We start from the raw sequence: 12,283 nt of genomic DNA, 5'->3' as shown, positions 1-12,283 counted from the left end.
CAATGAAATCTGGTCGGTAAAAACAGCGGCTAATCATAGCTCAGAGTGAACCGTTTGAGAATGCCGAAGTCGCCGTATGCGCCAGCCTTGCATCATTAATTGGAATATTTGCGCACGCCCAGTGAGCAATCGCCTGCTGTAACAGCATGTCCGTGGTCAGATCCTGCCAGCCTGCCGGTACCCGCTGACCGAGAAAACGCAGCGCCTCCACCAGCGGGGGACGAGGATCGCCGCCGGGAAGAGCGGGAGCATGATTCTGTTTGGACAGCTTGTTGCCGTCGTGATTAAGCACCAGCGGCAGATGCAGATGTCGGGGGACATCCCAGCCAAGCTGATGGTACAGCGTCATCTGACGCACGGTGGGTTCGATAAGGTCTGCACCGCGTACGATCTCGGTGATCCCCTGAAAATGATCGTCAACCACCACTGCCAGGTTATAAGCAAACAGCCCATCGCGGCGATGGATAATAAAATCTTCATGGGCCAGATGTGGGTCAGCCTTGACCATGCCGCGCACACCATCCTCAAACGCCGTCACCGGATGATCGACTTTAAGCCGCAAAGCCGCCCGCTCCGGGCCGTGACCCAGGGTGCGGCAGTGACCGTCATAGTGCCCCCCCGCCTGCTGAATGCGGCTGCGGGTGCAGGTACAGTAGTAGCTGAGGCCCTGCTGCTGCAGGTCATCAAGCACCGCGCGATAGGCCTCGTGGCGCTGAGACTGCCACAGCACCTGGCCGTCCCATTTCAGGCCGTAATGTTCCAGCTGATGCAGAATACGTGTGGCGGCACCGGGGACTTCACGAGGGGGATCAATGTCTTCAATGCGCACGCGCCAGAGACCTTTTTCAGCACGAGCCTGAAGGTAACTGCCTAAAGCCGCTATTAAAGAACCGAAATGCAGGTCGCCGGACGGGGAAGGGGCGAAGCGCCCAATATATGATGACATAAGAGAAATGATCGGCAGTGAAGCGGAAACGGGAGCCGTTTCCGGCTCCACTGCACAATCAATGCGCCGTTAACCGGCCATTTGTTTTTCGCGGATTTCCGCCAGCGTTTTGCAGTCAATACAAAGATCAGCAGTAGGACGCGCTTCAAGGCGACGAATACCGATTTCAACGCCACAGGATTCACAGTAGCCAAAATCGTCATCGAGCACTTTCTTCAGCGTCTTCTCGATCTTTTTGATCAGCTTGCGCTCACGGTCACGGTTACGCAGTTCAAGACTAAACTCTTCTTCCTGAGTGGCGCGGTCAGCGGGGTCCGGGAAGTTAGCGGCTTCATCTTGCATATGCGACACAGTGCGATCCACTTCATCCCGAAGCTGGTTGCGCCAGGCTTCAAGAATTTTCTTGAAGTGCTCCAGCTGGGCTTCGTTCATATACTCTTCGCCTGGCTTCTCTTGGTACGGCTCCACCCCAGCGATGGCGAGAATACTCAGGGACGATGTTTTACGGCTTTGCCCTTCTTGCATGTTGTTTCTCCTGGATAACACGCACTACACCCTTCATCTTTAAGCTGCAGGGCGTTGGCAGCTACCCTGCAACCCGACATATTCGGGCATCGATCCCACGTTGGGGAAAAAAACAGGCCGCTATAAATAACAGAAGCGGTCAAGGTTAGCAATTATTCCTGAACATGGCTTGACAAGCCTGTGAGGAAAAGCGTATTTAGCGCGCGCCATCTCCGTCCATCCGGCAGCGCAGCAGCATCAGTTTCCTGTATTGACTCAGTCACTTAATGCCCGCTGAGTGGCCGTATAAAAGCAAATCGCGCTACATTTTACAACTCCACCTTCAGGGGCCTGTACAGATGGATCCCTTCGGGTGATAACTGCGCCTTATAGCAGAGTAGTTCAACCCCACTCTGCTGTGCCTGTACCAGTAGTTCCGCGTAGCGTGCATCAATATGACGCGCCGGGGAAACGTCCTCAATCCCCGAATGCAGAACGGCGAAGAACAGTACCGCCCGATGGCCAGATTGCGCAATCTGTATCAGTTCGCGCAAATGCTTCTGGCCTCGCTCGGTCACCGCATCCGGAAAATACCCTTTACCCTGCTGTAACAGCGTCACGGATTTGACTTCAATATAGCAGTTACTGCGATTATCTGCCTGTAACAGGAAGTCAATGCGGCTGTTTTCACTACCGTATTTTACTTCCGGTAACAGCGTATCGTATCCGGTTAACTCCGGGATCGTCGCGGCGGTAAGTGCTTCGCGCACCAGGGCGTTAGCGCGCAGGGTGTTGACGCAGATCCAGTGCCCCTCCTGGGTTCTGGTCAGCTCCCAGCTGTGCGGATATTTCCGCGTCAGACTGGCCGATGTTGAATACCACAGGGTGTCACCCGGCGTGGCGCAACCGGTCATCGCGCCGGTATTCGCACAGTGGATAGTCAGGGTTTCGCCTTCCGGCGTCACAATATCTGCCAGAAAGCGCTTATAGCGTTTAACCAGCGTTGCTGACTGCAGCCCGGGATTAAATTCCATAGGAATTCCTTATCGTCATTTCCTGCCCGTTATCTCCTGCTGGCGAGTCGTGGCGACATCCACACAACACGCTGACGGACAGTGACCCGAAAAAATTACGCGGCCTCAGCAGTACAGGCTGCGTAGCGTTGCGCACTGATATGACAGGCAGATGACGGAAAACGTACGGCGGTAAAACAGCGCTGGCGTCCCCCCGGTCAATCCGCCCCGGAGGATGCTACAATGCCCGCGAAAATTAGACCATGCTGTAATGGAGCGAAAACGTGAGTTTATTACCGGTCAGTGCCGTGTTATCCGAGCTGTTAGCGGCATTGAGGACCTCATCGCAGGTGCTGCTGGCGGCCCCCACCGGGGCGGGGAAGTCTACCTGGCTGCCGTTACAGATCCTGCAGCAGGCGGGATTTAACGGGCGGATCCTGCTGCTTGAACCCCGCAGGCTGGCCGCGCGCAACGTGGCACAGCGGCTGGCCGAGCTGTTAGGTGAGGAACCTGGTGCAACCGTAGGTTATCGCATGCGCGGTGAAAGCCGCTGCGGTCAACACACCCGGCTGGAGGTGGTGACCGAAGGGATTCTCACGCGAATGTTGCAGCAGGATCCGATGCTGGACGGCGTATCGCTGGTGATCCTTGATGAGTTCCATGAGCGCAGCCTGCAGGGGGATTTGGCGTTGGCGCTGCTGCTCGACGTTCAGGGCGGTCTGCGTGATGACCTGAAAGTGCTGATTATGTCTGCGACCCTGGATAACTCACGGCTGCGGGACTGGCTGCCGCAGGCCCCCTTAATCAGTTCGGAGGGACGCTCCTTCCCGGTAGAGCGTCGTTATCAGCCGCTGGCAAGCCACCTGCGTTTTGAGGAGGCGGTTGCCCGCCAGGCCAGTCAGCTTTTGCGTGAAGAGTCGGGTTCAATGCTGCTGTTCCTGCCCGGCGTGGCGGAAATCCAGCGCGTACAGACGCAGCTCGCGGAAAGGGTGGACGGCGATGTTGACCTCTGCCCGCTGTACGGTGCGCTGACGCTGGCCGAACAGCGCCGGGCGATCCTGCCTGCGCCCGCCGGGCGGCGTAAAGTGGTGCTGGCGACGAATATTGCCGAAACCAGCCTGACAATTGAGGGAATCCGCCTGGTGGTGGACAGCGCCCAGGAGCGCAGCGCACAGTTTGATGTGCGCAGCGGAGTGACCTGCCTGCAAACCCAGCGCGTCAGCCAGGCATCAATGACCCAGCGTGCCGGACGCGCCGGACGTCTTGAACCCGGCATCTGTGTTCATCTGCTGGCAAAGGATCAGGCTGAACGCGCCGCCGCGCACAGCGATCCGGAGATCCTCCACAGCGATCTTGCCTCCCTGTGGCTCGATCTGCTGCAGTGGGGCTGCCAGGAGGCGGGTCAGCTGCAGTGGCTGGATGCGCCGCCCGCCGCGGGGATCGCGGCAGCGCGACAGCTGCTGTTTCAGCTGGGGGCTACCGACGATACCGGCAGACTGACGGCCGGAGGGCGTAAAATGGCCACGCTGGGCAGTGAGCCGCGCTTTGGCGCTCTGCTGATGGCTGCGGGCAGTGATGCCGGTGCGGTGGCAACGGCGGCGGCGCTGGTGGCGATGCTGGAGGATCCGGTACGCGGCAGTGCCGACCTGCGCGACAGCTTCCAGCGGCGTCTGCCGCAGTGGCAGCGTCGCGCCCGTCAGCTGCAACAGCGGCTGAACATCAGCGGCGGACAGCCGGATGAGGATCTGATTGCTCCGCTGCTGGCGGCGGCATTTCCCGACCGTATCGCCCGGCGGCGCGGGGTGGACGGACGCTATCAGTTAGCCAACGGGAGCGGAGCCTCGCTGGATCGTGAGGATGGCTTAACCCGCTATGAGTGGCTGATCGCCCCGGCGCTTCTGCAGGGGAGTGGTCAGCCCGACGCACGTATTTTACAGGCGCTGCCACTGGATATCGATCGGCTGGTCAGCCAGCGGCCCGGTCTGGTCCAGCAGCAAACGGAAGTTGAATGGGATGATGAGAAAGGCACGCTGCGCGCCTGGCGGCGGGAGCAGATTGGCCAGCTGGTACTGAAATCGCAGCCGCTGGCAAAACCTGCCGAAGATGAACTGCACGCCGCCATGCTGCGCTGGGTGCGCAGTAAGGGGTTGTCGGTGCTGAACTGGACGCCGCAGGCAGAGCAGCTTCGGGTACGGCTGCACTGTGCCGCGCAGTGGCTGGCGGAAGGGGAATGGCCGGATATGCAGGAGAGTGCGCTGCTGGCAACGCTGGAACAGTGGCTGCTGCCCGCCATGAATGGCGTGCGGGATGGCAAAGGGTTGCGTCAGCTTGATATCACCAGTGCCCTGTCACAGCGGCTGACCTGGGCGCAGCGCCAGCAGCTGGACAATCTGCTACCCACCCATTACGTGGTGCCCACCGGCAGCCGCCTGCCGATTCAGTACGATCGCGACAAGCCCCCGGCGCTGGCGGTACGCCTGCAGGAGATGTACGGCGAGGCGAAAAACCCCAGCGTGGCTAATGGGCGTGTGCCGCTGGTGCTGGAGCTGTTATCCCCGGCACACCGTCCGCTGCAGATCACTCGCGACCTCGCAGCCTTCTGGTCGGGGGCCTATCGGGAAGTCCAGAAAGAGATGAAAGGGCGCTATCCCAAACACCTCTGGCCGGACGATCCCGCCAATACCCTGCCCACCAGCCGGGTGAAAAGATTTTCTTCCCCAGGGAACGGGAAGTGACAGCACTTTTAATCGTAACAATTTAAACAGCGATAATATTTATCCCGCTGAAATGGCGTGTTTTTTTCTGCGCTGACCGGCGGGCGATAAAAAAATCAAGGTTAAGCCTGCCGGTAATAAATGGTATTCTGTCGCGCTTTAGCAGGGGGAGTGTGGTGTCAGTGCGATGACGGTGCGTCATCTTCCGACAACCCCTGCGTGTCGGCCAGAGGCTTTCAGAAGGTTCTGGTTCCGCAATTGCCGTCGTGCAACGAGAGTAGTCGGCCTGGCCGACGCCTGCCCCTGGAGAAATAAAAGACATGTCTGACGATCGCGAACCTATCGGGCGAAAAGGAAAACAGCCCCAGCCTGCGCGTAATAAAGCGGGGCGTGGTCGCCGTAAGGAAGAAGAGTACGATGACTATGACGATCAGGATGATGATCTGGATGAAGAAGAGGTAACCCCGATGCCACGTAAAGGAAAAGGACGCGCTGCGCGCAAGAAAAGAGGCTGGTTAGGCTTTTTATTTAAGCTTTTCCTGATCTTCGCGGTAGTGATGGCCATTTATGGTTTCTATCTTGATTCGCAGATCCGCAGCCGTATTGATGGCAAAGTCTGGCAGCTTCCGGCGACGGTCTACGGCCGTATGGTCAGCCTTGAGCCCGGCATGTCTTACAATAAAAAAGAGATGATTGCCCTGCTGGAAGGCACACAGTATCGCGAAGTGACGCGTATGACGCGTCCTGGCGAATTTACCGTGCAGGCCAACAGTATTGAGATGATCCGCCGCCCGTTTGATTTCCCCGACAGCAAAGAGGGGCAGATCCGCGCCCGCCTGACCTTCAGCGGCGATGAGCTGACGGACATTAAAAATCTCGATAACGGACGCAGCTTCGGCTTCTTCCGCCTCGACCCCCGCCTGATCACCATGCTGCAGTCACCTAACGGTGAACAGCGGCTGTTTGTACCACGCGCCGGGTTCCCTGACCTGCTGGTGGATACCCTGGTGGCGACGGAAGATCGTCATTTCTATCAGCACGACGGTATCAGCCTCTATTCGATTGGCCGTGCCTTCCTCGCCAACATCACCGCCGGACGCGCTGTGCAGGGTGGCAGTACGCTGACGCAGCAGCTGGTGAAGAACCTGTTCCTGACCAACGAGCGTTCTCTGTGGCGTAAGGCTAATGAAGCCTATATGGCGCTGATTATGGATGCGCGTTACAGCAAAGATCGCATTCTGGAGCTGTACCTGAATGAGGTGTACCTCGGCCAGGCCGGTAACGATCAGATCCGCGGCTTCCCGCTGGCCAGCCTTTACTACTTTGGTCGTCCGGTAGACGAACTGAGCCTCGATCAGCAGGCCCTGCTGGTGGGGATGGTGAAAGGCGCGTCCCTGTACAACCCGTGGCGTAATCCTAAGCTGTCGCTGGAGCGTCGTAACCTGGTGCTGCGCCTGCTGCAGCAGCAAAAGGTCATCGACCAGGAGCTCTACGATATGCTGAGTGCCCGTCCGCTGGGCGTGCAGCCAAAAGGGGGCGTGATTACTCCGCAGCCGGCGTTTATGCAGATGGTGCGTAACGAGCTGCAGGCGAAGCTCGGTGACAAAGTGAAGGATCTCTCCGGGGTGAAAATCTTCACCACGCTGGATTCGGTGTCACAGGATGCCGCGGAGAAGTCAGTAGAAGAGGGCATCCCGGCGCTGCGTAAACAGCGCGGCGTGAACGATCTTGAAACCGCGATGGTGGTGGTCGACCGCTTCAGCGGCGAAGTCCGCGCGATGGTGGGCGGTGCCGATCCGCAGTTCGCCGGTTACAACCGCGCGCTGCAGGCGCGTCGTTCCATTGGCTCGCTGGCCAAACCGGCGACCTATCTGACGGCGCTCAGTCAGCCGGATACCTACCGTCTTAATACCTGGATTGCGGATAACCCGATCGCGCTGAAGCAGCCGAATGGACAGGTGTGGAAGCCGCAGAACGATGACCACCGCTTCAGCGGTCAGGTGATGCTGGTTGATGCACTGACTAACTCGATGAATGTACCGACAGTCAATCTGGGCATGACGCTGGGTCTGCCGCAGGTAGTCGATACCTGGACTAAGCTGGGCGTGCCGAAAGATCAGCTTCACCCGGTACCGGCAATGTTGCTGGGTGCGCTGAACCTGACCCCGGTCGAAGTGGCTCAGGCGTTCCAGACCATTGCCAGCGGCGGCAGCCGTGCGCCACTGTCGGCACTGCGTTCCGTGATTGCCGAAGACGGCAGCGTGCTGTATCAGAGCTTCCCACAGGCCGAGCGTGCGGTTCCGGCGCAGGCAGCTTATCTGACGCTGTATACCATGCAGCAGGTCGCCGACCACGGCACCGCCCGTGCTCTGGGCGCGAAGTTCCCGAAAGCGCACCTGGCGGGTAAAACCGGGACCACTAACAACCTGGTGGACAGCTGGTTTGCCGGTATTGATGGCAAAGAGGTGGCGATCACCTGGATTGGTCGTGATAACAACCAGCCTACCAAGCTGTACGGTGCCAGCGGTGCGATGCAGCTCTATCGCCGCTATCTGGAGAATCAGGCCCCGATGCCGCTGATGCTCACGCCGCCGGAAGATATCTCGCCAATGAACGTGGACTCAGCTGGTAACTTTGTTTGCGGCAGCGCCAGCAGCAGCTGGCGCAGTCTGCCGGTCTGGACCACCGATGCGAATGCGCTATGCCAGCAGCAGCAACAGCAGGTTCAGCAGCAGCAGCAGATGTTGCAGCAGCAGAATCAGCAAAATCCGCAGACTCAGCAGGGACAGCCAGGCCAGCAAAATGAGCAGAAGGATGCTGACGGTGTGGCCGGTTGGATCAAGGACATGTTCGGCCAGTAAGGGCAGTGCTGAATGAAAAAGCCGGGAAACCGGCTTTTTTTTCGTCTGAATCATGGGGATTTATTAACTATTACAGTTAAAGTTCACGCGTTAAAGCTTTTGATTTTACATGCTAAATTTCCATAAAATTCCAGATGGCACCATAAAATAAGATCCGGCTCTCTTTTTTACCGGCGGCTCTCAGCAAGGATAAGGGCGCTGATTAATTTAAAAGGATCTTAAAAATGAAACACACCATTCTGTTCTCCAGCCTCCTGTTCGGTGGCGTACTGCTGGCTAACACCCCGGCTCAGGCCAAAACTGTCGACGGGTTCACACCGTTTCATTCTGCCGCCGGTGCGGTAAACAGCCAGTATTATCTGCCGCCGCCGCCGGCCAAAAATGATCCCGCCTTTGCGCTTGATAAAGCGGCCTACCAGGCGGGATATGCGATGAAAGGAACGCCGCGATGGCAGCAGGCAACGGAGGATGCGCGGCTGGATGCGGCCAGTATCGCCAAAACCTTTTCCCCCGCGCTGGGCATCACGCTGAGTGAGGCGCAGACTCCCGCCACCTGGACAATGCTAAAGAACCTGCTGCTGATGGGGGGGACCTACGCGCCTGACGGCGCGAAAGAATATTATATGCGCACACGACCTTTTGTCGTTTTCGGTCACCATACCTGCCAGCCCGGTGACGAGGCGGTGCTGCGTAAAAACGGCTCATACCCCTCCGGCCACACCAGCTACGGAACACTGCTGGGACTGGTGCTGGCAGAGGCGAAGCCGGAACGAGCACAGGAACTGGCAAAGCGAGCCTGGGAGTTTGGTCAGAGCCGGGTCATCTGTGGTGCGCACTGGCAGAGTGATGTCAATGCGGGACGCTACGTCGGAGCCGTAGAGTTTGCACGCCTGCAAACCCTGCCTGCCTTTATGACGGCATTAAAAGAAGTAAAACAGGAGCTTAATCGCTAATTTTTTCTGCCAGACCAAAATCCATCCTCTTTTTTGCCGGGAAATGACGTTTCCCGGCAGTCAAAAATTACGCATATTTTAGCGACCAGGCCAATGCCCGTGCGGGTTGTGTAGCCAGTTGTGCGGGGCATTTTTCCTTGCAGAGCAGGCTTTGTTTCGCATATTATCCGGCCGTTATAATAATAATTATCGTTTCGTTTCACATTCAACAATCTTTTTTCAGAGAAATGCTAAATGGCCAATCTGCGCGATTTATCCACTGATTTTAACCACGCGAAAACAGCAAAACGACAGCTGGCGGTGTTTGTCGCCCTGTCTCTTACCAGCGGTACCGCCTTTGCTGCCGCCGAACAGACCCTCAATGTGACGGCCACCGCCGGCAGCGAACCGCAGGAAAGTGCCTGGGGCCCGTCCCCGACGATTGCGGCAAAACACAGCGCCACTGGCACCAAGACCGACACGCCGATCGAGAAAAATCCGCAGTCAGTGTCAGTCATTACCAGTCAGGAAATGCAGACGCATCAGCCTTTATCGGTAAAGGAAGCGCTGGGTTATACCACCGGGGTGATGGTGGGTAACCGCGGTGCGTCGAACGTGATTGATGCCTTATCCATCCGCGGTTTTAGTGAGACAAATACCAATCAGTATCTCAATGGGCTGAAACTACAGGGTGACAATTACTCAGAGTTTGCCGTTGACCCCTATTTCCTGGAGCGCGTTGAACTGATGCGCGGCCCGACATCCGTGCTGTATGGGAAAAGTAATCCCGGCGGCATCGTGTCCATGGTGAGTAAGCGCCCGACCACAGAATCTTTACGTGAAGTTCAGTTCCAGATGGGCACCGACAACCTGTTTTCCACGGGATTTGACTTTGGTGGTGCCCTGGATGATAACGACGAATTCTCTTATCGCCTGACAGGCCTGGCCCGCAGTGCCGATGCGCAGCAGCAGATGAATAAAGAGAAGCGTTATACCATTGCTCCCTCTTTCAGCTGGCAGCCCGATGAGAACACGAACTTTACCTTCCTCAGCTACTTCCAGAATGAACCGGAAACCGGCTATTACGGGTGGTTGCCGCGTGAAGGCACGGTCGTACCGATTACCGACGCCAACGGCAATCAGCACAAGCTGCCAACGGACTTTGATGAAGGCGAAGACAGCAACAAGATTTCGCGAAACACCAAAATGGTCGGCTACAGTTTTGACCATGCCTTTAATGATACCTGGACCGTGCGTCAGAACCTGCGTTACGCCCAGATGCGCACCAACTACCTGAGCATTTATGGCAACGGCCTGAATACCGTCAATAACACCATCGATCGTGGCTATGCGCATTCTCAGGAAAAGCTGAATCAGTTCGCCGTCGATACTCAGGCGCAGGCTACGTTTGCTACGGGGCAGGTGGATCACACGCTGCTGATGGGTGTGGATTATCAGCGTTCACGCAACGATATCGATGCTATTTTTGGCGCAGCCGCGCCGCTGGATGCCTTGACTCCGGTGTACGGCAACGATCAGCCAACCGTGTTGTATAACCCGTATCAGTACCTGAACAAACAGGAACAGACCGGTCTTTACGCGCAGGATCAGATGGAGTGGGACCGCTGGGTGTTAACCCTGGGCGGGCGCTATGACTATCTGACCATGTCAGCATTCGATCGCAACGCCAGTGAGAATAAAACCCACGATCAGGCCTTTACCTGGCGCGGTGGGGTGAACTATGTATTCGATAACGGTATCGCCCCTTATTTCAGCTACAGTGAGTCGTTTATACCTAACAGCGGCACCACTCTGGGTGGAGAGACCTTTACGCCCTCGCGCGCCAAACAGTATGAAGCCGGCGTGAAATATGTGCCGAAAGATCGCCCGATCGTGCTGACCGGGGCGATTTACCAGTTGACCAAAAACAATAACCTGATGGGTGACCCGGCGGCACCGCTGTTCAGCGTGCAGGGCGGGGAAATTCGCTCACGTGGATTCGAGTTTGAAGCTAAAGCTGCGGTGAATGCCAACATTAACATCACGGCGTCCTACAGCTATACCGATGCGGAATACACCGAAGACAACTATCTGCGCGGCAAAACGCCGGTGCAGGTGCCTAAGCATATGGCGTCCCTGTGGGGTGATTACACCTTCAATGAGACGGCACTCTCCGGCCTGACGCTGGGGAGCGGGCTGCGCTATGTGGGTGAAAGCAAGGGGTTGTATCGCCATCAGGACAGCAACGGCGACAAGCAGGACCAAAACTTTGACGTCGCAGGCTATACGCTGGTTGATGCCGCAGTGAAATATGATCTGGGGCGGTTCGGCCTGCCAGGTTCTTCCATCGGCATCAATGTGAATAACCTGTTTGACCGTAATTATGTTGCCAGCTGCTACCGTGAGCATGCCTGCTATTGGGGCGCGGAGCGCCAGATTGTCGGTACGGCGACCTTCCGTTTCTAAATGTCTAACCGGGCGCGGTCCGCCGCGCCCGCCAATCAGAAGATCACCATGCAACAGCACTCCACCGAAACGACCTTCACCCTGGACCGTGTCAGCTTTAGCGTGCCAGGCCGTACCCTGTTACAGCCGCTGTCGCTGGCTTTCCCCGCCGGGAAAGTCTGTGGCCTGATCGGCCATAATGGTTCCGGAAAATCGACCCTGCTGAAAATGCTGGGTCGCCATCATGCGGCATCGGCAGGGCAGGTCTTACTCAACGATCGGCCCGTGGCCAGCTGGCAGAGCAAGGCGTTTGCGCGGGAAGTCGCCTATCTGCCCCAACAGCTGCCTGCGGCGGAAGGCATGACGGTACGTGAGCTGGTGGCGGTGGGGCGCTATCCCTGGCACGGGGCGCTGGGCCGTTTCGGCGTGGACGATCGGGAACGGGTCGAAGAGGCTATCGCCCTGGTCGGGCTGAAACCTTTTGCACAACGTCTGGTGGATAGCCTGTCCGGGGGAGAACGTCAGCGTGCGTGGATCGCCATGCTGGTGGCACAAAACAGCCGCTGCCTGCTGCTTGATGAACCCACCTCCGCGCTGGATATCGCCCATCAGGTAGACGTGCTGGCGCTGATCCAGCGTCTGAGCCGTGAACGCGGCCTGACGGTGATTGCGGTGCTGCACGATATCAATATGGCGGCGCGCTACTGCGACCATCTGGTCGCGCTGCGCGGCGGCGAAATGATTGCCCAGGGAGGGCCGGAGGCGATCATGACCGGGAGCGTGCTGGAACAGATTTATGGTATTCCGATGGGGATTTTGCCGCACCCGCAGGGTGGCGCGCCGGTGAGTTTTGTTTATTAAATATGGG

The 12,283-nt window shown here is 57.6% G+C and carries 8 protein-coding genes; 5 read left to right on the top strand and 3 right to left on the bottom strand.

The window, feature by feature from the left end:
• Positions 1-40: 40 nt before the first annotated feature.
• The 3 genes from gluQRS to sfsA all read right to left on the bottom strand — a co-directional run bounded on the left by gluQRS (position 41) and on the right by sfsA (position 2,484).
• The gene (gluQRS, locus tag ACZ3HG_RS16780) at positions 41-946 is read right to left on the bottom strand and encodes a tRNA glutamyl-Q(34) synthetase GluQRS (protein ID WP_465333482.1); all 906 of its coding nucleotides are present in this window, start codon (positions 944-946) and stop codon (positions 41-43) included.
• Positions 947-1,015: 69 nt separating this feature from the next.
• Positions 1,016-1,471, bottom strand: coding sequence for an RNA polymerase-binding protein DksA (gene dksA, locus ACZ3HG_RS16775; protein ID WP_191934103.1), 456 nt, complete (start codon positions 1,469-1,471; stop codon positions 1,016-1,018).
• 308 nt (positions 1,472-1,779) lie between these two features.
• Complete coding sequence (gene sfsA / locus ACZ3HG_RS16770) at positions 1,780-2,484, bottom strand: DNA/RNA nuclease SfsA (RefSeq protein ID WP_191936173.1); 705 nt, start codon at positions 2,482-2,484, stop codon at positions 1,780-1,782.
• 263 nt (positions 2,485-2,747) lie between these two features.
• Here sfsA and hrpB point away from each other — a divergent pair, with 263 nt between their 5' ends.
• From hrpB to fhuC, 5 genes are all read left to right on the top strand, one after another.
• Positions 2,748-5,198, top strand: coding sequence for an ATP-dependent helicase HrpB (gene hrpB, locus ACZ3HG_RS16765; protein WP_191934101.1), 2,451 nt, complete (start codon positions 2,748-2,750; stop codon positions 5,196-5,198).
• A 299-nt stretch (positions 5,199-5,497) separates the two neighbouring features.
• Complete coding sequence (gene mrcB, locus ACZ3HG_RS16760) at positions 5,498-8,038, top strand: bifunctional glycosyl transferase/transpeptidase (RefSeq protein ID WP_191934100.1); 2,541 nt, start codon at positions 5,498-5,500, stop codon at positions 8,036-8,038.
• A gap of 224 nt (positions 8,039-8,262) precedes the next feature.
• Positions 8,263-8,991, top strand: coding sequence for an acid phosphatase (locus ACZ3HG_RS16755; RefSeq protein ID WP_465333479.1), 729 nt, complete (start codon positions 8,263-8,265; stop codon positions 8,989-8,991).
• A 234-nt stretch (positions 8,992-9,225) separates the two neighbouring features.
• Positions 9,226-11,436, top strand: coding sequence for a ferrichrome porin FhuA (gene fhuA / locus ACZ3HG_RS16750; protein ID WP_465333477.1), 2,211 nt, complete (start codon positions 9,226-9,228; stop codon positions 11,434-11,436).
• Positions 11,437-11,484: 48 nt separating this feature from the next.
• A complete protein-coding gene (gene fhuC, locus ACZ3HG_RS16745) occupies positions 11,485-12,276 on the top strand; it encodes a Fe3+-hydroxamate ABC transporter ATP-binding protein FhuC (RefSeq protein ID WP_191934097.1) in 792 nt (263 codons plus the stop codon).
• Positions 12,277-12,283: the final 7 nt, after the last annotated feature.

It is taken from the genome of Erwinia sp. PME.40.26/001, assembly GCF_055556675.1.
The sequence above is the reverse complement of the archived record's forward strand: the minus strand, read 5'-3'. Positions and strand labels throughout refer to the sequence as shown.

Coding starts and splice junctions, on each gene's coding strand:
- gluQRS (WP_465333482.1), bottom strand. CDS start 946: ATGTCATCATATATTGGGCGCTTCGCCCCTTCCCCGTCCGGCGACCTG.
- dksA (WP_191934103.1), bottom strand. CDS start 1,471: ATGCAAGAAGGGCAAAGCCGTAAAACATCGTCCCTGAGTATTCTCGCC.
- sfsA (WP_191936173.1), bottom strand. CDS start 2,484: ATGGAATTTAATCCCGGGCTGCAGTCAGCAACGCTGGTTAAACGCTAT.
- mrcB (WP_191934100.1), top strand. CDS start 5,498: ATGTCTGACGATCGCGAACCTATCGGGCGAAAAGGAAAACAGCCCCAG.
- ACZ3HG_RS16755 (WP_465333479.1), top strand. CDS start 8,263: ATGAAACACACCATTCTGTTCTCCAGCCTCCTGTTCGGTGGCGTACTG.
- fhuA (WP_465333477.1), top strand. CDS start 9,226: ATGGCCAATCTGCGCGATTTATCCACTGATTTTAACCACGCGAAAACA.
- fhuC (WP_191934097.1), top strand. CDS start 11,485: ATGCAACAGCACTCCACCGAAACGACCTTCACCCTGGACCGTGTCAGC.